Annotated in this window: 18 protein-coding genes; 10 read left to right on the top strand and 8 right to left on the bottom strand. The window is 72.4% G+C overall.

Annotated elements, in window-relative coordinates; genetic code table 11:
* Positions 1–160: 160 nt before the first annotated feature.
* Positions 161–1,279: an NADH:flavin oxidoreductase gene (locus tag ACIQM0_RS27830; RefSeq protein ID WP_401291614.1), complete on the bottom strand. Its 1,119-nt coding sequence runs from the start codon at positions 1,277–1,279 to the stop codon at positions 161–163.
* 632 nt (positions 1,280–1,911) lie between these two features.
* On the opposite strand from ACIQM0_RS27830, the gene ACIQM0_RS27825 reads away from it, so the two are divergent.
* The 6 genes from ACIQM0_RS27825 to ACIQM0_RS27800 all read left to right on the top strand — a co-directional run bounded on the left by ACIQM0_RS27825 (position 1,912) and on the right by ACIQM0_RS27800 (position 7,956).
* Positions 1,912–2,112 carry an FG-GAP repeat domain-containing protein gene (locus ACIQM0_RS27825; RefSeq protein ID WP_401291611.1) on the top strand — a complete coding sequence of 67 codons (201 nt, stop codon included), beginning with the start codon at positions 1,912–1,914 and terminating at the stop codon, positions 2,110–2,112.
* 32 nt (positions 2,113–2,144) lie between these two features.
* Positions 2,145–3,194 (top strand): NAD-dependent epimerase/dehydratase family protein, encoded by a 1,050-nt coding sequence (locus ACIQM0_RS27820; RefSeq protein ID WP_401291608.1) that lies wholly within the window; start codon positions 2,145–2,147, stop codon positions 3,192–3,194.
* A gap of 574 nt (positions 3,195–3,768) precedes the next feature.
* The gene (locus ACIQM0_RS27815) at positions 3,769–4,773 is read left to right on the top strand and encodes an aKG-HExxH-type peptide beta-hydroxylase (protein WP_401291605.1); all 1,005 of its coding nucleotides are present in this window, start codon (positions 3,769–3,771) and stop codon (positions 4,771–4,773) included.
* Positions 4,770–5,900, top strand: coding sequence for a YcaO-like family protein (locus ACIQM0_RS27810; protein WP_401291603.1), 1,131 nt, complete (start codon positions 4,770–4,772; stop codon positions 5,898–5,900). The genes ACIQM0_RS27815 and ACIQM0_RS27810 overlap by 4 nt, the downstream gene beginning before the upstream one ends.
* 13 nt (positions 5,901–5,913) lie before the next feature.
* On the top strand, positions 5,914–6,666 hold the full coding sequence (locus ACIQM0_RS27805) for a class I SAM-dependent DNA methyltransferase (RefSeq protein WP_401291600.1): 753 nt from the start codon (positions 5,914–5,916) through the stop codon (positions 6,664–6,666).
* A gap of 45 nt (positions 6,667–6,711) precedes the next feature.
* Positions 6,712–7,956: a cytochrome P450 gene (locus ACIQM0_RS27800; protein ID WP_401291598.1), complete on the top strand. Its 1,245-nt coding sequence runs from the start codon at positions 6,712–6,714 to the stop codon at positions 7,954–7,956.
* A 364-nt stretch (positions 7,957–8,320) separates the two neighbouring features.
* On the opposite strand, the gene ACIQM0_RS27795 is transcribed toward ACIQM0_RS27800, so the two are convergent.
* Genes ACIQM0_RS27795 through ACIQM0_RS27780 form a run of 4 tightly spaced genes read right to left on the bottom strand, consistent with a single transcriptional unit; the run spans position 8,321 to position 12,646 of the window.
* Positions 8,321–9,586, bottom strand: coding sequence for a Gfo/Idh/MocA family protein (locus ACIQM0_RS27795; protein WP_401291595.1), 1,266 nt, complete (start codon positions 9,584–9,586; stop codon positions 8,321–8,323).
* Positions 9,587–9,599: 13 nt separating this feature from the next.
* Positions 9,600–10,406, bottom strand: a complete 807-nt coding sequence (locus tag ACIQM0_RS27790; RefSeq protein WP_363021189.1) for a carbohydrate ABC transporter permease — start codon at positions 10,404–10,406, stop codon at positions 9,600–9,602.
* A gap of 1 nt (position 10,407) precedes the next feature.
* Positions 10,408–11,352: a carbohydrate ABC transporter permease gene (locus ACIQM0_RS27785; protein WP_401291592.1), complete on the bottom strand. Its 945-nt coding sequence runs from the start codon at positions 11,350–11,352 to the stop codon at positions 10,408–10,410.
* Complete coding sequence (locus ACIQM0_RS27780) at positions 11,345–12,646, bottom strand: ABC transporter substrate-binding protein (protein ID WP_401291589.1); 1,302 nt, start codon at positions 12,644–12,646, stop codon at positions 11,345–11,347. The genes ACIQM0_RS27785 and ACIQM0_RS27780 overlap by 8 nt, the downstream gene beginning before the upstream one ends.
* A gap of 159 nt (positions 12,647–12,805) precedes the next feature.
* On the opposite strand from ACIQM0_RS27780, the gene ACIQM0_RS27775 reads away from it, so the two are divergent.
* The 4 genes from ACIQM0_RS27775 to ACIQM0_RS27760 all read left to right on the top strand — a co-directional run bounded on the left by ACIQM0_RS27775 (position 12,806) and on the right by ACIQM0_RS27760 (position 16,937).
* The gene (locus tag ACIQM0_RS27775) at positions 12,806–13,954 is read left to right on the top strand and encodes an ROK family protein (protein ID WP_401291586.1); all 1,149 of its coding nucleotides are present in this window, start codon (positions 12,806–12,808) and stop codon (positions 13,952–13,954) included.
* A 136-nt stretch (positions 13,955–14,090) separates the two neighbouring features.
* On the top strand, positions 14,091–15,371 hold the full coding sequence (locus ACIQM0_RS27770; RefSeq protein WP_401291583.1) for a family 16 glycosylhydrolase: 1,281 nt from the start codon (positions 14,091–14,093) through the stop codon (positions 15,369–15,371).
* A gap of 67 nt (positions 15,372–15,438) precedes the next feature.
* Entirely contained in the window at positions 15,439–16,137 is a 699-nt protein-coding gene (locus tag ACIQM0_RS27765) for a hypothetical protein (protein WP_401291580.1), read from the top strand.
* A gap of 116 nt (positions 16,138–16,253) precedes the next feature.
* Positions 16,254–16,937 carry a DUF998 domain-containing protein gene (locus ACIQM0_RS27760; RefSeq protein ID WP_401291578.1) on the top strand — a complete coding sequence of 228 codons (684 nt, stop codon included), beginning with the start codon at positions 16,254–16,256 and terminating at the stop codon, positions 16,935–16,937.
* 7 nt (positions 16,938–16,944) lie between these two features.
* Here the strand turns inward: ACIQM0_RS27760 and ACIQM0_RS27755 are convergent, their stop codons facing one another.
* The 3 genes from ACIQM0_RS27755 to ACIQM0_RS27745 form a co-directional block, all read right to left on the bottom strand.
* On the bottom strand, positions 16,945–17,640 hold the full coding sequence (locus tag ACIQM0_RS27755; RefSeq protein ID WP_401291575.1) for a formyltransferase family protein: 696 nt from the start codon (positions 17,638–17,640) through the stop codon (positions 16,945–16,947).
* A gap of 67 nt (positions 17,641–17,707) precedes the next feature.
* Positions 17,708–18,955 carry a cytochrome P450 gene (locus ACIQM0_RS27750; protein ID WP_401291572.1) on the bottom strand — a complete coding sequence of 416 codons (1,248 nt, stop codon included), beginning with the start codon at positions 18,953–18,955 and terminating at the stop codon, positions 17,708–17,710.
* Positions 18,952–20,736, bottom strand: coding sequence for a beta-ketoacyl synthase N-terminal-like domain-containing protein (locus tag ACIQM0_RS27745; protein ID WP_401291569.1), 1,785 nt, complete (start codon positions 20,734–20,736; stop codon positions 18,952–18,954). Before ACIQM0_RS27745 ends, ACIQM0_RS27750 begins: the two co-directional genes overlap by 4 nt.
* Between the last annotated feature and the right edge of the window lie 20 nt (positions 20,737–20,756).

Raw genomic sequence — 20,756 nt, 5'->3', positions numbered from 1 at the left:
GCCGCCACCAGGGCGGGGCGGCCGGTTCCTCCTCCCGGCCGCCCCCCAGCCGATCGCCGACGTCACCCGCACCCGCTCGCACTTCCCCGCTGACACCCACCCGGCAACCCTAGGGCCTCCCGTCCGGAGCGGGCCGGACAAGGGGCGGACCGGCGTCGGGTCAGCGCAGGGTGTTCAGCATCTCCGCGCCGAACGGCGTGATGTCACCGGTGCGCCCTTCGATGGTCTTCGCGGCCCACTCGGGGTCGGCGATCAGCGCGCGGCCGACGGCGACCATGTCGAACTCGTCGCGCTCCATCCGGTCCAGCAGCCGGTCGATGCCGGTGACCTCGGAGCTGTTGCCCTGGAAGGCGCTGAAGAAGTCACCGTCCAGGCCGACAGAGCCGACGGTGACCGTGGGCCTGCCGCTGATCTTCCGCACCCAGCCGGCGAGGTTCAGGTCGGAGCCGTCGAACTCGGGCAGCCAGTAGCGGCGGGTGGACGCGTGGAAGACGTCGACGCCGGCCTCGGCCAGCGGCGTGAGCAGGGTGGCCAGCTCCTCCGGCGTCTGCGCGAGCTTCGCCTCGTAGGCGTCCATCTTCCACTGGGACATACGGAAGAAGAGGGGGAAGGCGTCCGACACGGCCGCGCGGCAGGCCGCCACGATCTCCGCCGCGAACCGGGTCCGCGCGACGATGCCGCCGCCGTAGGCGTCGGTGCGGCGGTTGCTGCCGGACCACAGGAACTGGTCGATCAAGTAGCCGTGCGCACCGTGCAGTTCGACACCGTCGAAGCCGAGGCGCTCGGCGGCGGCCGCGGCGTCGGCGAACGCGGCGATGACGTCGTCGAGGTCCTGCTGCGTCATGGCGCGGCCCTTGGGCTCACCCGCCAGGGACACGCCGGAGGGCCCGACCGGCTCCGCGTCCGCCACCGGCGGCGCCCCCTCGGTGCGCGTGACACCCACGTGCCACAGCTGCGGAATGATCGCGCCGCCCGCCCGGTGCACGGACTCCGCGACATTCGCCCAGCCCGCGAGCGCGTCCTCGCCGTGGAACCGGGGGACCCGGTCGCTGGTGCCCGCGGACGCGTGATCGACATAGGTGCCCTCGGTGATGATCAGCCCCACACCGCCGGCGGCCCGCCGCTCGTAGTAGTCCGCCACGTCCTGGCCCGGGACGCCGCCCGGGGAGAACTGCCGGGTCATCGGGGCCATGGCGATCCGGTTGCGCGAGGTGAGCCCGCGCACCGAGAAGGGGCGCGCGAGGGTGTCCGTTGCACGGCCGGCGGTCACGTCTGTCACTTGATGTCCTCTACGTAGGCTCGGGGCGTCCACCGGTCGCCAACACCGGTGCGCGGCCGCGGCATCCCCGTTCCGGGCCGGATGTGGTCAAGGTCTCGCGCGAGGGCCGCGACCGCCGGGAGATGCCGTCGCCCCCGCGGTGCGAGACAGGTCTGCCGAACCCCGGGGGAACACCTGGCGATGGGTCTGTCGGTGGGGGCAGGTCCGCTGCTGCCGTCGGCCTCGGTGGCGGACACGCCGCGGGAGACCGTGGTGCCGGCTGCCACGCGCGGCAGCCACGAGTCGGCGTCGCTGTTCTCCGCCGACACGCGGTCGGGGACCGACGGGGCCGGGGCCGAGCGGGTCTTCCACCAGCTGGAGGGCCGGACGGGCCTGGTCTGGACGCGTTACGCGGACGGCAGCTCCACCCCCGTGCCGGCGGGCACGGTTCCCGGGTCGAACCGTGGGACGGGCACCGATGTCCTGGCGCGCGACGACGGCAGCAGCGGTCCTGGCCCAGCCGTCGACCGGCGGCAAGAGCGTCACCGTCGTCGCCTCGTCGCCTCGTCGAACTCCGGCGTCTCCTCGGCGTCCGACCGTCCGGTGGCCTGTGGCGCCATGACGGCAAGGCCGCCGGTGCCGTCACCTCCCGTGTGCGGATCGCCTCCGGCTGGGGCAAGTCCTGTACGACGGTGGTCGGCCTGGGCGACATCACCGGTGACGGCCGCACCGACATCGTGGCCCGGGACGCCAAGGGCAAGCTGTACCGCCACAGCGGCACCGCGGCCGGCACCCTCGCCGGTGCGGTGATGATCGGCACGCGTGGCTGGAGCGCCTACAAGGGCCTGTACTGAACCGGCCCCGTAGCCACGGAGAGGGGCGGGGGATGGGGATGGGAACGGCGAGGACCGCGGTGGTGCTGGGGGCCACCGGGCAGATCGGGACCGCGGCGGTCGAGCGGCTGGTGGCCGCGGGGTGGGACGTGCGGGCCGTCAGCCGGGGCGGGGGAGGGACGTGGCCCCGGGAGTGGGGGGTACGGGCCCTGCCTGCGGACCGGAACGACGACGGGGCCGTGCGGCGGGTGGTGGGGAAGGGATGCGACCTGCTCGTCGACTGCGTCGCGTACGACACGCGACACGCGGATCAACTGGTGCGGCTGGGAGACCAGGTGGGCTCCGCCGTGGTCGTCTCCACGTTCATGGTCTACCGGGGTGACCGGGACGCGGGCGGTACCCGGTATCCCGTTCCGGTGACCGAGGCGCAGCCCACCGTCGTACCGGACGACACGACGTACGCCGGTGGCAAGGCGGCGCTGGAGCGGAGGCTGTGGGAGCGGGCGCCGTTCCCGGTGACGCTGTTGCGGGCCGGGATGGTGCACGGACCGGGCTCCGCCGCCCCGCGGGAGTGGTACTTCGTCAAGCGCGCCCTCGACCGGCGTCCGGTCCGGCTGCTGGCGTACGAGGGGGCGGGCATCTGCCACCCCACGGGCACCCGCAACCTCGCCGAGCTGATCCTGCGGGCCGGCCTGCGCCCCGGCCGCCGGGTGCTCAACGCCGGTGACCCGCGGCCGCCGACCGTACGGGAGATGGCCGCCGCCGTGGACGCGGTCCTCGGGTGCGAGAGCGAGCAGTACCTGATCCGGGGGCCGGGAGCGCCGGGGCTCGGGCGGACGCCGTGGTCCCTGGCGCACTCCTTCGTCATGGATGTGAGCAGGGCCGAGCGCGAACTCGGCTACCGGCCCGTCCACGACTACGCCGGCTCGCTGCCCGAGACCGTGGCCCGGCTGGTGGACGAAGTGCGGGGACGGGAGTGGCGCGAGGTGTTCCCCAAGCTGGCCGCGCGCTGGGGGCGGACGGCCTTCGCGTACGAGGCGGAGGACCGGGCCGTCGCGGCGGGGGAGGCGGGCGGGCAGGCGATCGTGGCGCCCGGCCCCTGACCACCACAGGCCGCTCGGCCACCACGGGCCACCTGATTACCACGGGCCGCTCCGGGTTCTGGACAACCTGTCGTGCCGCGCCGCCGCCGGAATCGGCGCGATCGCGGGGTTGCGGAGTGCGCCGGGGCCTGAGTGCGGGCCCCGTACCCGGCCGCACGCGCGTATACCGGCGGTGCGGCGGGCGGCGGCACCGCGGCGGCGTTCCGCCGCAAGCCGGATTCCGGCCCGGGGCACCTTGTCCGCTACGCATCGTTTCCGTCTGATCACCATTGGCAACGGCGGGCCCGTCCCTCAACGATGAGCCCTGCCGGGTGGATTCCTTCCGAGAGCGGTGGGACCGGTGTGGTGAAGGGAGTCCGTCATGAACGAGGAGACCCAGCACATCGAAGAGGTCACGGAAGAGGAGCTTCCCGAGTTCGCACTGATGGTGGACCTCCCCGACTAGGACGTCGGGGGAGTCGGCACCACTGCGCGCGCCGTGCGGCGGGCTCCGGCCCGCCGCACGGTGTCGTCGGCGCGGGGTGCGTCACGGCGTGACCGGCCCAGGAGGAGTGGCGAGAGAGGAGAGGGCCGCATGCGGGTGGAGCCGAGCGCCCGAGGCGCGGTAGCGGACCGGACACTGCTGCGGGAGCGGATGCGTACGGTGCTCGACCGGGCGGATCTGCGGGTGCCGCAGGAAGCCCTGCACCATCCGGCGACCGTCGAGACCGTTCATCTGGTGCAGCGCGCCCTGCGGTCCGGCCCGCTCGGCCCGGACCGGCTCCGGTCGTTCTCGGAGCGGCTCGACCGGGTGCCGCCCGCCCCCGTCTGCGGGGCGGCCGCGCCGCAGGGACACGTGAGCCGCAGTGTGGCGCGTGCGTTGCGGTCGGTTCCGGCGCGGGGCGCGGACGCGCCGGCGGTGACGGCGGACGTCGTCGAGTGGGAGACGGCCGAACGGGACGTGCTGGAGGCGGCGTTGGGCCTGCTGGAGCGGGTCTGGCCGCAGAGCGCCGCCGAGTTGCGGGAGACGGTGGTCGAGGTCGTGCTCCTGGGAGGCGCGGCGATCGACGGCTTCACGGACTTCGCCGTCCATGGCGCGGTGCTCATCAACAGAAGTCGTCTGCGGGACGGTTCGGGCGGGTTGCCCGGCGTCGTGCGGTGCGCCGAGGCGCTGGTCCACGAGGGGGCGCACACGCGGTGCAACGCGGCGGCGGTGGCCGAACCCTTCCTGCTGCCGGACGGGGCGGGCCGGGGCGGGACGGATCAGGGCGGACCGGTGCTGGTCGCCACCCCACTGCGGGCCGACCCACGCCCCCTGACCGGCCTCTTCCAGCAGACCGTCGTCCTCGCGCGCAGCGTGCTGCTCTACCGCGCACTGGCCGGGGAACCGTTCCCGGACCCCGGTCCGGCGGCGGTCGGGGCCCGGTACGCGAAGCTGCTGGACGGCGCCCGGCAGGCCGTCCGGACCCTGGCCGCCCACACGGACAGCCTCACCCCGCACGGCCGGACCGTGCTGGCGGAGTGCGCGGCGGTGATCGGTGAGCCCGCCCGCCACGGCGGGCCCGTACCCGAGGAATCCGCCCCCGGGGGACCCGCGTGAGCGCGTGGACGCCCCAGGTCTTCGTGCCCTACCCCGACCACCCCGGCGTCCTGATGGCACGGGTGGCCGCCCGGTCCGCCGCGTTCGAGGGGGCGACTTCCGCCGCCGGGGCCCGGGTGATCGTCGGCAGCGCCACCGGACACGACAGGGACCAGGTCGTCCGGGGTGCGCGCGGCGAACTCCTCGAACGGATGGGGAACATCGTGGCGGGCCGGGAGGCCGAGGCCGCCGCCGGGACCGTCGCCACCTGGAGCGAGCTGCGCCGCGAGGGCGTGCCCGCCCTGGAGCCCCACGAGCTGCCGCGGGAGCGCCGGTTGTGGGTGCGCGGCCGTACGGTGCGGGGCGCCGGAATCCGGGTACCGGCCGGGTCCGCGTACCTCCGGCACCGGCCCCCGCCCGGCTGCGGCGCCACACCGTCGGCCGGGTCCACCGGCGTCGCCTCCCACCCGGACCGCGAGGCCGCCGCGCGGCACGCGGCGTGGGAGGTACTGGAACGCGATCTGGTGCGCCGCAGCTGGTACGGGCCGGCCGCGTGGCCCCCGTACCGGCTGCCGGGGGAGCTGGGCGGAGCGCTGGGCGCGCTCACGGAGGCGCGGGGGCTGGTCGTCACCGCGCTCGCGCTGCCCGCACCGGCCGGCGCCGCCTGCGTGGTGGCGTGCCTGCACCGGCCCGACGGCACGGGACAGGCCTTCGGCGCCCGGTGCGGGCCGCCGGACACGCTCCCGGCGCTGGTCGAGAAGGCCGCGTACGAGGCGCTCATGGTGCGCTGGAGCATGGGCACAGAGACCGCCCGGCGGGCCTGGGACCAGTGGCACGGCACGACCCCGCCCGGGACGGCCGTGCAGCACGCGCTGTGGGCGTACCACCGGCAGGACAGCCTGGGCCTGTGGGGACCGGCCCGTGCGCCGGAGGCGGATCCGCCGGGAGCCCGCACCCGTTCCGCGCCGGCCGATCCGAGCGACCCCCTCCGCATCCTCGCCGAGCACACCGGCCAGGACGTGGTCCTCGTCGACACCACTTCCCGGCCCGCCCGCGACGCGGGCGTGCACGTCGTACGCGTCATCGCCCCCGGCGCCCTCCCGCTGCCCACGGGCAGCGGCCCCGGGCGCCCCCACCCGTTCGGTTAGGAGCCGCACCCGTATGACGTCAGAGCCCATCAACCAGAACCGACGCCCGCACTACGCAGTTGAGTTCGCGGACGACTACGACCGCTGGTTCGGCAAGCCCGGCGTGAGCGGCGCGACCGTGGACGCCCTCGAAGCGCTGGCCGGCGAGGGCGCGGTGCTCGAACTCGGCATCGGCACCGGCCGCATAGCGCTGCCCTTGCGGGCCCGTGGCCTCGACGTGCACGGCATCGACGCGTCGGAGGCCATGGTCGGCCGCCTCCGTGCCAAGCCCGGCGGCGTGGACCTGCCCGTCACCATCGGCGACTTCTCCCGGGTGCCGGTGCCGGACGGGGACGTCTTCTCCCTCGTCTACCTCGCGGCCGGCACGTTCTTCGAACTCCGCGAACAGGCCGACCAGGCACGCTGTTTCGCCCGGGTGGCGCAGCACCTCGCGCCCGGCGGCGTCTTCGTCTTCGACTCGCACGTGCCCGAGGCCCTCGCGGTGGCGGCGACCGGCTCCCAGGTCGTCTCCGAGGGGAGCGACCACCTGGTCCTGTGCTACCGGCGGATCGACCCGTCGGTCCAGCGCTACAGCTCGCACTACGTCATCCACGAGAACGACCGGACCCGGCGGATGCGCGTCGAGTTCCGGTACGCGGGAACGGGGGAACTGGACCTGATGGCCCGCCAGGCGGGGCTGCGGCTCAAGGAGCGCTGGGGGAGCTGGGCGGGCGCCCCCTTCACCCGGGACAGCACCTACCACGTGTCCGTGTACGAATCCCGCTGAGTACGACGCCCCCGCACCCCCCCGAGACCTCCGACGGAGGACCGCATGAGCCAGCACGGTCGACTACGGCAGCCCGGTGCGGAGGAACGGCCCGATCCGCCGGCCGAGCCGCTGCGGTCGTTCCCGCTCGGCCACGCGGACGGGCTCGGCCCGCTGCCGGAGCTGGCCGAGCTGCGCCGGGACGAACCCGTCGTCCGGGTACGGACGCCCGGCGGCGGCACCGCGTGGCTCGTCACCCGCCACGCCGACGTGCGCCGGGTGCTGGCCGACCCCCGGTTCAGCCGCGGCCGTGCGACCCGGGGGAAGGGGCCGGGAGGCCGGACGACGGCCCTGCCCGACTCGATCCTGGCCACCGATCCGCCCGACCACTCCCGGCTCCGCAGGCTCGTCGCGCCCGCGCTGACCGTCCCCAGGGCGGAGGCGATGCGCCGGGACATCGCGCGCCTGGCGGACGAGCTGCTGACGAGGATGACGGAGGCGGCGGGGACCGGGGAGGGGCCGGGTGCCGACCTCGTCCCCCACTTCTGCCGGCCCCTTCCCCTCACCGTCATCTGCGATCTGCTCGGCACCCCGCGCGTGGACGCCGACCTGCTCGACGCCTGGGACGGCGTCCTGCGCAGCACCACCGCGAAGAACGCCGAAGTGAGTGCCGCGGTAGCGGAGATGACCGGTTACCTCACCCGGCTCGTCGCCGCCAAGCGGGCCCATCCCGCCGACGACATGCTCAGCACGCTCATCGCGGCGCGCGACGACGGTGACCGGCTGAGCGAGGGCGAGCTCGTCTCGTTCTGCCTCGTGCTGTTCACGGGCGGCTACGGCACCACGGCGAACCGGCTGGCCGGGATCGTCCACCTGCTGCTCGAACAGCCGCAGCGGTACGCGGTGTTGTGCCGCGAGGGCCACCGGGTCCCGGGCGCCGTCGAGGAGCTCCTGCGGTACGCCCAGGCCGCCATGGGCGCCAATGTGCGGGTGGCCACCGAGCGCGTCCGGCTGGGGGACGTGACCGTCGGGGAGGGGGAGTCGGTCATCGCGCTCATGGCGTCCGCCAACCACGACGAGGACGTCTATCCCGATCCCGGCGTGCTCGACCTCACCCGGTCCGCCGCCGGCCACCTGGCCTTCGGCCACGGCGTCCACTTCTGCGTCGGCGCGCAGCTCGCCCGCGTCCAGCTCCAGGAGGCCCTGACCGCCCTGACCCGCCGCCTGCCCGGCCTCCGCGCCGCCGGTCCGCCCCGCTGGCGGACCGGGCAGACCACCAGGGCCCCGCAGTCGCTGCCGGTGACCTGGTGACGGCGGGCCGGGCACGTCACGCGACGGTCATGTCGCCCGGTGTTGCGTCGAGGTGACGCACAGTCAACGCTGTGGCGAGGTCGTGACGGCACCCCGGGACAAGGAGATCGGTGCCACCACGGAGATCGCCGACCTCGACAAGCAGTCCGCGGCGGTCAACGAGGTCGAGCGGAAGGCGCTGCGGCAGTACGCCTTCCTGCCGCTGTTCAGCGGTCCCCCGACCTACGGCGTGAAGGAGGGCCTCGCCAACGTCGGCGCGACCATCTTCTGCACCCCGCTCCCGGAGACGGTCGGCCGGCAGAAGTGGCGCGGACCCCGGTACGCCTGCGGGGCGTACCGGGGTCCGCGCCACGGGCCGGGCGGGTCAGGACCGGGTCGCGGCCGGATCCATCCGCACGACCGTCCGGTCCCGCCGGGCGCGTTCCGCGGCCCAGACGACCAGGTGGGACTCCAGGGTCTCGTACGGCCCCGAACCCACCAGCGAACGGTCCCCGCCGGCGACCGCCGCGACGAAGGCCCGCAGGAGCTCGGTGTCGGCGCCGCCGTGCCCGTCGGCGGCGGACGCCCCGCCGTCCGGGTCCAGGTCGAAGGTCTCCTGGGTGTCGGTGAGGAAGTCGTGCAGCGTGATCCTGCGCCCGTCGCCCTCGATCGAGCCGTGGGTGCCGAAGACCCGCGTCTTGCGGAAGTCGAGGGCCGTGAAGGCGGTCATGGTGAACGAGGCGGTGACCCCGCCCTCGTACTCCAGGTTCACGACCTGGTGGTCCACCACGTCGTTGTGCCCCGCGTAGACGCAGGTGCCGTAGGGCCCCTCCGCGAGTGCGGTGTGCAGTCCGGCCGGGGTGACGTCGTCGGTGAGCACGCCGAGCGGCCACTGCTCGTACACCGGGTCCCCGAGGAACCGCTCGTAGATACGGACCGCGGAGTACACACAGGTGCGCTCGACGGGGCAGCTGACACAGCGGTCACCCGCGCCCTCGGGCTTGTTCTCGGGCCGGAAGTGGTGCAGGCCGCCGAAGGAGGAGACCCGTTCGACGGGACGGCCGACGAGGTGGCCCAGCCAGTCGATGTCGTGGCTCGACTTGGCCAGCAGCATGGGGGACGACTGTGCCTCGACCGCCCACTGGCCGCGTACGTAGGAGTGGGCCTGGTGCCACCAGCCGACCGGCTCCAGATGCTCGATGCTGACGATGTCACCGATCCGGCCCTCGGTGATCAGCTGCTTCAGCTGCACCGAGTACGCGGTGTAGCGCAGCACGTGGCAGACGCCGAGCAGGATGTCGTTGCGCACGGACGCCTCGACGATCCGGCGCGCGTCCGCCTCCGACGGTGCCATCGGCTTCTCGAGCAGGAGGGCGTAGCCGAGGTCGGCCAGTGCCACGGCCGGATCGGCGTGCATCCGGTCGGGGGTGGCGACGACCGCGGCGTCGGCGAGCCTGGGACGGGCGGCGAGCGCGGCCCAGTCCTCGAAGACGTTGGCCTCCGGGAGGCCGAACTCCGCGGCGAGGGACTGCCGTCGGACGGGGTCGGGGTCGGCGACGGCGGTGACGGTCGCCAGGCCCTCGGAGACTGCGATGCGCGCGTACGAGGCCCCCCGGGCCCCGGCGCCGACGATCGCCAGAGTGACGGTCACGGAAAAGTCCTCATTACTTGACGGCACCCTGGAGGATGCCCTTGATGAAGTGGCGCTGGAAGAAGAGGTAGAGCAGGACGATCGGCGTGATCACGATGATCGTGCCGGCGGACAGCAGCGGGATGTTCTGGCCGAACTGCTGGACGAACTTGCCGAGTCCCGAGGGCGCGGTGCGCATCGCCGGATTCTGGATCAGGACCAGCGCGAGCAGGAACTGGTTCCAGGACCACATGAAATACAGCAGGCCGAGCGTGGTGAGCGCCGGTCCCGCCGTCGGCAGCAGCACCTTGGTCAGCGTCCGCCAGCTGCCCGCGCCGTCGACCGCCGCGGCCTCGGTGAGCTCCTGCGGCAGGGACTCGAAGTGGGTGCGCATCCAGTAGACGCCGAAGGGCATGAACAGACCGATGAGCGGCAGGATCACCGCCCAGTAGCTGTTCAGCAGGCCGACGGACCGCAGGTCGTAGTAGAGCGGGATGACGATCGCCTCGTACGGCAGCGCCATGCCCAGCATCAGGACCGCGAACAGGGGGCCCTTGACGCGCAGCCGCATGGACGCCAGGCCGTATCCGGCGAGCGTCGCGAGGATCAGCGCGATCGGTACGACTCCGAGCGCGATCACGGCGCTGGACTTCAGCAGCGAGCCGAAGCCCGCGGTGGTCCAGGCGGTGGCGAAGTTCCCCCACTGGGGATCGGACGGCCATGCGAGCCCCGGTGACAGCTCGGACTGGGGCTGGAGGGCGGCGCTGAAGAGCGCGAGGAAGGGGAAGAGAACCGACGCGGCGGCCAGGATCAGGACGAGCCGGGGCAGGTGCTTGGACATTTCATCGCTCCCGGGTGAGCCTGTTCAGGACGTACATGACCGCGCAGGTGAGTACGGACAGCACGGTGGCGAGCGCGCAGGCGGTGCCCACGCGGCCTGCGGTGAAGACGAGTTGGTAGACCTGGACACCGGGGACCATGGTCGAGTAGCCGGGTCCGCCGCCCGTCATGACGTACACGACGTCGAAGCCCGCGAGGGCGGCGATGACCGTGACGGTGCAGGCGACGCCGATCTCCTTGCGCAGACCCGGCACCGTGATGTGCCAGAACTGGCGCAGCCGGCCGGCGCCGTCGAGGGAGGCCGCCTCGTAGAGCGACGGGTCGATCTTGCCGATGCCGGAGAGCAGCAGCAGGAAGCACAGGCCGGTGGAGACCCAGGTGCCGATGAGGCCCACGGTCGGCAGCGCCCAGGAGAAGTCCCCGAGCCAGGCCCGGGTGAAGTCGCCGAGGCCGACGGCGCGCATGAGCTGGTTGAGCGGGCCGTCCTCGCTGTAGATCCACTTCCAGACGACGCCGACGGCGACGAGGGGGAGGACCTGGGGAAGGAAGATGACGGTACGGATCAGCGGCATCGCCCGCCAGGGCACGGAGGCCACCAGCGCGGCCAGCACGAGCCCCAGGCTCACCGGGATCACGGTGTAGAAGAGGATGAAGACGAAGGCGTGGAGCAGGGCGCTGCGCAGGGCGGGCTCGTCGAAGACCGCCGTGTAGTTGTCGAGGCCCGCCCAGGTGGCGACGCCGACGCCGTTCCAGTTCCAGAACGAGAGCCACACGCTGTGCACCCAGGGTGCGATGACGAAGGCGCCGTAGAAGAGGAAGGCGGGCAGGACGTACAGGAGCGGGACGAGACGGTGTCGCCTCGCGCGGTGGGCGGCCGGCCTCGCCGCGCGCACCGGGCGGGTGGCGTCCTCGGCCACCCGCCCGCCGCCGACGAGTACATCAGCCATGGGTGGCGGCCCACTCGTCCTGGACGGCCTTGATGAAGCCGGTGGTGTCGGTCTTGCCGGCGAGGAGTTCCTGGGTGCCGGCGGTGAGCTTGTCGTTCATGGTGGCGGTGGCGTTGTTGTTGAAGCCCACGAGGCCGTTCTCGGCGTTGACCTCGGCCCAGGCGGCGACGATGTCGGTCATCACCGTGTCCTTCTCGGGCTTGGCCGCCTTGATGTCCGCGGGCATGAAGCCGGCCTTGAACTGGGCGGCGGACGCCTCGGGGGAGTGCAGGAAGTCCAGGAAGGCCGCGGCCGCGTCGGGGTGCTCGGAGCGGGTGGAGACGGCGTACGCGACGGACGTGCCGATGGCGGTGGCGTGCTCACCGGGGAAGGTGAAGAACCCGGCGTCCTTGCCCAGCTTCGCGCCGATCTTCGCGGCGTCCCAGTTCCCGTCGACAAAGAACAGGCCCTCGCCCTTGGAGAACTTGTCGGTCGCGGTCTGCAGGTCGGTGCCGTTGGCGCTCTTGGGGAGGTAGCCCTTCTTCGCCCACTCGCCGACCTTGGTGACGGCGGCGCGGTTGCCCGCGGTGTCGAAGGTGGTGCCCTTCTGCCCGAAGGTCCACTTCGCGGCGGTCTCCGCGCCGTCCGCGGACTGGCCGGCGAGCTGGATCGGGAAGGAGGCGTGGCCCTCGGCGTTGCCCAGCTGGAGCGGCAACTCACCTGCCTTCTTGGCCTTGGCGAGCGCGGCCTCGAACTCCTCGATCGTGGCCGGCGGCTTGGAGATGCCGAGCTCCGCGGCCTTCGCCTTGTTGTAGTAGACGCCGACGAGCGAGAACCCTGCGGGAGCCGCGTAGAGGTTGCCCTTGCCGAGGGTGGAGCCGTCGGCGGCCACCCGCCACTGGTTGAGCTGGGTGCTGGCGTACGTCGTGTTCCAGCCGTACGCCTTCGCGTAGGGCGAGAGGTCGCGGACGAGCCTGTCCTTGACGGTGGTGCCCACGGAGTTCAGCAGTGCGATGTCCGGCGACTGGTCGGAGGAGAGCGAGAGGTTGAGGCTCTTGTTGTAGTCGTCGTAGTTGGTGTCCTGGTATTTGACCTGCACGTTGGGGTGCTTGGCCTCGAACGCCTCGATGATCGTCTTGACGGCCGCACCCGATTCCGGGGTGGAGACCAGCCTCAGGGTCACGTTCTCCTTGGGCACGCCGGTCTTGACGGGGCCGGTGGACTCGGCGGGAGCGTCGCTGCCGGCGCCCGGCGCGCAGGAGGTCGCGGAGAGCACCACGAACACGGTCCCGGCCAGCATTGTTCTGAGCTTCATCGGGTTGATCGCTTTCGGGAAAGGCGCAGGCGCCATGTGGCAGGATGACGAGTCGGGACACTAGCCGTGTATCCGAGGTTTAGTAAGAAAGTTTTCTATCGAAGTGACTCAAGTCACATGGAGTCCGTCCCGGCACGCGGGGACCGGCGAGGGGATTCGATGAGCGACGCAGAGGTCCCGCCCGGCGGCGACCAGAGCTCTCTCCGGCATCTGAACACCAGCCGGGTGCTGCATCTCCTGTACGACGGTGTCCCGTTGACGATCAACGCGCTCTCGCGGGTGACCGGGCTCTCCCGGCCGACCGTGCGCGGCATCGCGACGGCCCTGCTGGAGGCCGGGCTGCTCAAGCCGGACGGGCAGGACACGGTCCGCACCGGGGGGCGGCCCGCCCAGCGCTACGCCTTCGACCGGAGCGCGGGCCGCCTCGCCGGCCTCCGCTTCGACGTGGACGGCGTCTGGGCGCGGGTGACGGACCTCGCCGGGGAATCGGCCGTGACGGCGCACGCGCCGCTGCTCGCGGAGGACACCCCGGAACGCCGCCTCGACGCGGCGGTGGCGCTCGTCCGGGAGCAACTCCCCACGCCGGAAACCCCGTTGTGGGCCGTGGGCGCCGGTACGCCGGGCATCGTCGACAGCGCCGGAACCGTACGGCTGAGCGTCGCCATCCCCGGCTGGACGGGTGTCGAGCTCACCCGTGAGCTGGGAGACCGGCTGGGCTGTCCGGCGGTGACGGCCAAGGACACCAACCTGGCCGCGCTCGCCGAGCACCGGATCGGTGCGGCCCAGGGCACCCCCGACATCCTCTACGTGCAGATGGGCAGCCGGCTCGGCGTGGGCGTGCTGGTCGACGGGCTCCCGTTCACCGGGCGGACCGGGGCGGCGGGCGAGATCGGGCGCCACCCCGAGCTGGGCTGGCAGGACGCCCCGGCGAAGCTCTTCGCCGCGTCGGGCTCGTCGCGCGACAGCGAGGAGGAGGCGGGGGCGCTCGCCTTCGCCCGCGCGGCGCACGGCGACCCGGAGGCGCGGGCCGCGGTCGACGCCTACGCCCGCACCCTGGCGAACGGCATCGGCGCGATGGTGCTGGCCGTCGACCCCCGGCTGATCGTGCTGGGCGGCGGCCTGGCCAAGTCCGGTGCCGTGGTGCTCGATCCGATCCGGAGCCGGCTGGCGGAGATCTGTTACGAGGCGCCCCCGCTCGCCCTGACGGCCCTGGTGGACGACGTGGTGAGCGTCGGCGGGGTGGAGGCGGCGCGCGATCTGGTGCGCGCCGGTATGCGGGTGACCGTCGACCGGGTCCTCCACTCCTGACCCGGAGTCATCCCTGACCCCGGGCCTTGCGCGAGGCATTGACAGGGCTTGGGGCTCACCGGCACATTGCGGGCACACTTTCGAAGGAAAGTTACCTACGAAAGAGCTACGTAAGAGCCCTCCCTAAGGAGCAACTGTGAGACGTCGTCCCCTGCGGACCCTGCTCACCGGCGCGCTGGCCACCGCTCTCTGCCTCATGGGTTCCGCGCTGAGCGGACAGAGCGCCCGAGCCGCCGACTTCCCTCCCAGTCCGGTCGCGAAGCCGGGCTACACCATGGACTTCCAGGAGGAGTTCGACGGCACCTCGCTCGACGAGGACAAGTGGCTGCCGTACTACCTGCCCCACTGGACCCCGCAGCGGGAGAACGCCAAGGCGCGCTACACCGTCGCCGACGGCGTGCTCACCGAGCGCCTGGACCCGGACACCCCGGCCTGGAACCCCCAGTACGACGGCACGGTGAAGATCTCCAGCATCCAGACCTTCAACCAGGACTGGTGGCACCGCTTCAACTACGACATGCCGAACGACCACCACGAGCCGAAGTTCGACGGATACTCCACCCGGTACGGCTACTTCGAGACCCGGGCGAAGTTCTCGAACGTCGGCGGCGGAGGCCATCAGGCGCTCTGGCTGGTCGGCACCGACGACACCTCCAGCGCCGCGGCCAACTCCGAGATCGACTTCATCGAGACGTTCTTCAGCAAGCCCGAAACCTGGCGCATCGCCGCCTACGGCTGGGGAGACCCCGACTTCCTCGGCTCCTGGAACTCCTCCGAGGACCCGGTGCCCAGCGGGAAGCCGACGGAGGAATACCACGTCTACGGCATGGAGTGGACGCCGACCGAGCTGAAGTTCTACTACGACAACCAGCTCTTCAAGACGATCAACGACGCGCCCAACATGCCCATGGGCATGATCCTCGGCCTGTACACCGACGCGGGCTCCGGCCGGCACAACGACGTCTGGCCCAAGTCGTGGAACGTCGACTACCTGCGGGTCTGGAAGAAGGACGGCGGCTACCCGCAGACGTACGACCGCTACAAGAACCGCCAGACCGGCCAGTACATGCACATCAAGGACAGCACCGGCCGACTCCAGTACGGCGACGTGCCGGCCACCGACCTGACCTCGCAGTGGACCCGGGAGAGCACCGACGGCCACTACCGCTACAAGAACCGGGCCACCGGGGAGTACCTGAACACGGAGGGCGCCACCGGCACCGTCCAGTACGGGACGTTCCCGTCCACCTGGTGGAGCGGCCAGTGGACCGAGGAGAACGCCGACGGCCGCATCCGCTTCAAGAACCGTCAGACCGGCCAGTACATGCACACGGAGGGCGCCACCGGATCCGTCCAGTACGGCTCCGTGCCCGCGACGTACTGGACCAGCCAGTGGACGCGCGAACCCGCCCTCTGACCACCGCCTGACCCCCGGGCGCGCCCCCGCAGAGGGGCGCGCCCGCCTCCCTCCTGGAGCCACCCCGATGCGCCAGCCCGCACCCCCCGCCCCCGCCGTTCTCCGTGCCGCTCCGGCCGCCCTCGCCGCCGCCCTGGTCCTCGTGCTGAGCGGCTGCGATTCCGCCCCGGCGCCCGCGCCCGCCCCCGTCGGCGCCGCCGCCCCGGCCTCCCCCACCCCGCAGGGGGGCCCGCCCACGGGCCCGGCGGGCCGCTCCCTCTGGGCGCTCATCGACGACCGGGGCGACACCATCAGGTCGCTGCCGGACGACGACCCGGACGTCACCGCCGTCCGCAGGACCGTCGCCCTGCACTCGGCGGCCACCGACAACCGCGACCACCGGGCCCTCACGGACGGCGTCGGCGGAGCCGAAGGCGAATTCGGCTTCTACTCACCGGAGTTCATCCGGGCGCTCAAGGCCCAGGGCTACGACCGGCAGCTGGCGGTCCTCTACCGCACCAACCGGCTGACCACCCACCAGGTGAAGACCGCCTGGTACCGCTCCACGCTCTACGAGGACCGGGCGACGGCCAAGGCGGAGATGGACACGGTCATGGAGTTCACGGCCGCCACCCCGGGCTACCTGAAGAAGGGCGGCTTCGCCCTGAACACCCCGTACACCCAGCACCGGACCGTGAGCCTGGCCAAGCAGGGCGGGAAGTGGAAGATCACCGCGATCCGGAAGAGCCCTCTGACGAAGACGGCTCCGCGCCCGGAACCATCCTGAGGAAGGGTGCCCGGCCTCCCCGCAGCCTGTGATCCAGGTCACATCATCCGGGTCGATGACTTCGCCGTGCGTCGCCGGTCATACCTGCGACAACACTCGGACGAGGAAGGCCCGTCATGACGCAGACGCTCAACGCCCGCCGCACCGAAGCCAGTTCGCCGCCCGTCTCCCCTTCGGTGGGCCGACGGCTTTCGGCCGGCGCGGTCCTCGCGGGCCCGCTGTTCCTCGGCGCCGGCCTCGTCCAGGGTTTCACGCGGGAGGGCTTCGACTTCACCCGCAACGCGATCAGCCAGCTCGCCCTCGGTGACCTGGGCTGGATCCAGACCGTGAGCTTCCTGCTCACCGGCACCCTGCTGCTCCTCGGGGCGGCCGGCCTGCGCCGCGTGCTGAGACCGGAGCCGGGCGGGACCTGGGGGCCGGTCCTGATCGCCGTGTTCGGCGCCTCGTTCCTGGCCGCCGCGGCCTTTCAGGCCGATCCCGGAGGCGGCTTCCCCGTCGGCTCCCCCGACGTGGGCACGATGAGCGCGCACGGCGCCGGACACATGGCCGCCGGGGGAATCGGCTACCTCGCGCTGTGCGTCGCGTTCCTCGTCCTGGCCCGTCCGCTGGCGGCCCGCGGCCACCGCGGCTGGGCCCTGGTCTCCCGTATCGCCCCGGTCGTCGTCCTCGCCGGATTCATGGCCTCCGCCGCCGCGGTCCTGCTGTTCACCCTCGGGGCCGGCTCCGGGCTCTGCTGGCTGGCGGCCGTCGTGGTCCGACTGCTCACCGACGCCTCGCCGGACAGCCGCCCGACGCGGTGACCGTCCCTCACCGCGAGTGGAGCGCCCACTTGCTGCCGTCGACGGACGTCGTGCCCGGCAGCGCGATGAGTTCGGGCTTGAACAGCGGGGGCGCGCCCATCGCGGGCTCCCAGGTCGCCACCGTCTCGTCCTGCGGGACCTCGATCCGCCGCCCCTCGGCGAGATCGGACACCACCCGCAGCAGCAACCGCACCCCGAGCGGGGCCAGATGCTCGCGCCACAGGCTCTGCGCGGTCGAGCCCGGGGGCACGAACAGGTGCTCCTGGGCGGCGAGCGGGCCGGCGTCGGTGCGCTCGGTGAGGTGGTAGACGCTCCCGCCGGTGACCTTGTCACCGTCGCGGACCGTCCACCGGATCGCGTCCCGGCCGCGGTGCAGCGGCAGCAGGCTGGGGTGGTACCCGATGGTGGCGACGCCGGCCCTGGCGCGCGTCCGGCGGCCGAGGAAGGCGTGCGAGTGCGCGGCGACGATGACATCCACCCCGTCCGGGACATGCATCGCGCGCAGCTCGGCGGAGTCCGTCCACGGGATGTCCCTGGCGTACGCCCAGGAGCGCAGACGGTCCCAGGACAACGCGTTGCCCTCGTCGGACCGCCCCTTGCGCACCCGGGGGGCCGCCGCGCCGGCGATCTTGTGTCCCTCGTCCAGCAGGGCGTCCGCGACCTGCACCGCGAAGGCCCCTCGTCCTGACATGTAGATGTTCACGCGCGCTCCAGGCGGTCGCTGGTCGGGTTTCTGCGGCGGGCGGACACGACCGGCCGGGCCGGCCCGCTCACCCGTCGGCCTCTTTCAGTCCGGAGTGATCGGGCCGCAGCCGCACCGACAGCGCGGAGAGCCCGGTGAGGAAGTTGGACCGGATGCGCCGTGCCTCCCCGGTCTGCTCGATCCCGGTGGCGAAGTCCCGCAAGGCCATGAGCAGTTCGGCGATCTCGACCTTGGCCAGGTACGAGCCGACACAGAAGTGCGGGCCGTAGCCGAAGGCCATGTGCCTGTTGGGGGTGCGGCCGAGGTCGAACGTTCCGGGCCGGTCGAAGACCCGCTCGTCGCGGTTGCCGGAGGCGTGCCAGAGCGTGACGATCTCGCCCGGCCGCAGCCGGACGCCGTGCAGCTCTGTCTCGTGGACGACGCTGCGCCCGAAGTGCATCGTGGGTGACGCCCAGCGCAGCACCTCGTCCACCGCGGTGTCGATCGCGACCTCGCCGTCCTTGAGCCGCCGCCACTGCTCGGGCCGGGCCGCGAGCGTGTGGACGCAGTCGATCATCGTGAGCCGGCTGGTCTCGTCGCCCCCGATGATCAGGCTGTAGCAGTTGAGTACGACGTCCTCGTCGGAGAGCGGCACACCGTCGACGGAACTGCCGATCAGCATGCTGATCACGTCGTCGCCCGGCGACTCGCGCCGCAGCTCGACCAGGTCCATGAAGTACATCAGGATCTCGTTGCGGGCCATCTCGGAGTCGAGTTCGCCGATGTCCTCGTCGTCGGTCGACAGGGCGGTCTTGGTCTGGGTGAGCAGGTGGTCCCGGTCCTCCTCGGGGACGCCGAGCAGGTTCGAGATCGTGGTCATCGGGATCCGGCCGGCGATCTGCCCGGCGAAGTCGCAGCCGCCGTCCTCGACCGCCTCGCGGATCAGCTGCCGGGTGCTGACCCGTACCGCCCGCGCCACCTCGTCGAGCACCCGGGGCGAGAGCACCCGCTGCAGGATCTTGCGCAGCTCGTGGTGCCGGTGCCCGTCCGTGACGGCCAGCATCCGGCCGGCGCCGGCGTCACCGCCGCCCAGCAGCGTGACGAGCACGTTGCCGCGCTCGGACGTGAAGTTCACGTCGTCCCGGTAGGTGGCCATGATGTCGTCGTGGCGGGAGAGCACCCAGAACCCGCCGCGGCCGTCGGCCGGAGGGTTCCAGTGCACCGGGGCGGTGTCCCGCAGGGTGCGCCAGTACGCGTCGAGGTCGTGGTCCGCGAAGGTGTCCGGGTCGCCCAGGTCCACGGTGCCGGGTGCCGGTGCCCGTGTGTTCACGGTCACCAGTCCGTACGCCAGAACCGGCGCGGCTGGAAGGGGTAGGTGGGCAGGGGCACGCGGTGGCTGGTCTCCCCGAGGTGCAGGGAGGCGAAGTCCACCCGCTCGCCGTTCACCCAGGCCGCGGCGAGAGCGGAGAGCGCCGGTGCGTCCGCGCCGGAGTGCACGATCCCGTCGTCGTTGCGCGGGAAGGACTCCGCGTCCACCCGCGGGGCGTGCCCGGTGGTGACGGCCGGGCCGGGGGAGGAGCCGGCGGACAGCGCCCCGATCAGCTCCTCGCGGCTGCGGACCACGGCCGCCCACCGGCGGTCCATCACCTTGCGGCCCATGGTGAGGCTGAAGCAGACGTCGTCCAGCCGCAGTCCGGGGTTTGCTGCCAGCCAGTCCTTCAGCCGCGCGCACTGCCGGGCGAGGGCGTCGTCGTCCATGGCGGACAGCGTGGCCAGCCGCGGCCTGCCGACGGCCTCCGGGGCCCGCTCGGCGACGGCCGGCGGCTCCTCCAGCACCAGGTGCGCGTTGTAGCCGCCGCCACCGAGCGAGGTGATGCCCGCCCGGCGGATGCCGGACTCCGGCTCCCAGTCCGCCGACTCCAGCTGCGGTACGAACGGGGTGCTGGGGAAGTCGAGGTCCTCGTTGACCTCCGTCAGGTTGACCGTCCGCGCCAGCTTCCGGTGGTACAGGGACAGCGCGGCCTTCATCGCGCCGAAGCCGCCCGACACCACGCCGCCGTGGCCCACGTTGCCCTTGACGCCGCCGATCGAGCTGGTGCCGGTCTGCTTGCCGTACGCCATGGTCGCCGCGTGCACCTCCAGCTCGTCGGTCACCGGGAGACCGAGGCCGTTGGCCTCGTACATGGACACGGTGTCCGGGGTGATGCCGCCGACCTCCATGGCGGCGGCGATGCACGCGCTCAGCCGCTCGGGCTGCGCCAGACCGTAGGCCATCGCGCTGACCCCGTTGTTGTTGACGGCCGAGCCCTTGACCACGGCGTAGATGTGGTCGCGGTCGGCGACCGCCTGGCCCACCGGCTTCAGGAGCAGTGTGACGACACCGCTGGACAGCGCGGTGCCGGTCCCGTTGGCGTCGAACGGGCGGCAGTGGCCGTCCTTGGACAGGACGCGGTTCTCCTCCCACAGATGGCCGCGGGGGTGCGGGAGCCGGACCATGGCGCCACCGGCTATCGCGAGGTCGGTCTGGCCGAGCAGCAGCGACTGGCAGGCCAGGTGGACCGCGTAGTGGAAGCCGGCGCAGACGGCGGCGAGGGTGACGGCCTCGCCGGTCAGCCCCATGTAGTACAGCGCGTTGGACGTCATGGTGTCCGGCGACCACGCCAGGCTCGCCTCGATCGCCTCGGGGCCGACCGAGGCCCGGTCCGGTGGGGAGCCGTAGAGCGCGGCGGTCTGCGGGTTGTTGGCGCCGTACACGCCCACCTCGGCCTTGACCCGGTCCGGGTCGTAGCCGCCGTCCTCCATCGACTCCCAGGCGCTCTCCAGGAACAGCCGGTTCTCCGGCGTCATCGCGCTCGCCATCCGGTCGCTGATCCCGAACACCGTGGGATCGAACCGGTCGTAGCCGTCGAGCACACCGCAGGCCCGTACGTAGAACGGGTTGTGGATCAAGGTCTCGTCGACCATGATCTCGTCCTTGGCCAGGAACGACACGGACTCCCTGCCGTGCACGAGGTTGTCCCAGAACTGTTCCTTGGTCCGGGCGCCGGGTGTCCGGCACGACATGCCGATGACGGCCACATCGCCCGGGTCGTAGTCCTGCTCGGGGCTTTCTGTCATGGAAGGCTCCTGCCTCGGGT

Origin of the sequence: Streptomyces sp. NPDC091387, assembly GCF_044756945.1 — a bacterium.
Classification (GTDB): Bacteria; Actinomycetota; Actinomycetes; order Streptomycetales; family Streptomycetaceae; genus Streptomyces.
This window is presented reverse-complemented; position numbering and strand designations above follow the sequence as displayed.

What these genes read in the sequence shown, in the direction of transcription:
- ACIQM0_RS27765 (WP_401291580.1), top strand. Translation starts at nt 15,439, where the DNA reads ATGCGCCAGCCCGCACCCCCCGCCCCCGCCGTTCTCCGTGCCGCTCCG.
- ACIQM0_RS27820 (WP_401291608.1), top strand. Translation starts at nt 2,145, where the DNA reads ATGGGGATGGGAACGGCGAGGACCGCGGTGGTGCTGGGGGCCACCGGG.
- ACIQM0_RS27780 (WP_401291589.1), bottom strand. Translation starts at nt 12,646, where the DNA reads ATGAAGCTCAGAACAATGCTGGCCGGGACCGTGTTCGTGGTGCTCTCC.
- ACIQM0_RS27745 (WP_401291569.1), bottom strand. Translation starts at nt 20,736, where the DNA reads ATGACAGAAAGCCCCGAGCAGGACTACGACCCGGGCGATGTGGCCGTC.
- ACIQM0_RS27785 (WP_401291592.1), bottom strand. Translation starts at nt 11,352, where the DNA reads ATGGCTGATGTACTCGTCGGCGGCGGGCGGGTGGCCGAGGACGCCACC.
- ACIQM0_RS27790 (WP_363021189.1), bottom strand. Translation starts at nt 10,406, where the DNA reads ATGTCCAAGCACCTGCCCCGGCTCGTCCTGATCCTGGCCGCCGCGTCG.
- ACIQM0_RS27800 (WP_401291598.1), top strand. Translation starts at nt 6,712, where the DNA reads ATGAGCCAGCACGGTCGACTACGGCAGCCCGGTGCGGAGGAACGGCCC.
- ACIQM0_RS27815 (WP_401291605.1), top strand. Translation starts at nt 3,769, where the DNA reads ATGCGGGTGGAGCCGAGCGCCCGAGGCGCGGTAGCGGACCGGACACTG.
- ACIQM0_RS27775 (WP_401291586.1), top strand. Translation starts at nt 12,806, where the DNA reads ATGAGCGACGCAGAGGTCCCGCCCGGCGGCGACCAGAGCTCTCTCCGG.
- ACIQM0_RS27760 (WP_401291578.1), top strand. Translation starts at nt 16,254, where the DNA reads ATGACGCAGACGCTCAACGCCCGCCGCACCGAAGCCAGTTCGCCGCCC.
- ACIQM0_RS27805 (WP_401291600.1), top strand. Translation starts at nt 5,914, where the DNA reads ATGACGTCAGAGCCCATCAACCAGAACCGACGCCCGCACTACGCAGTT.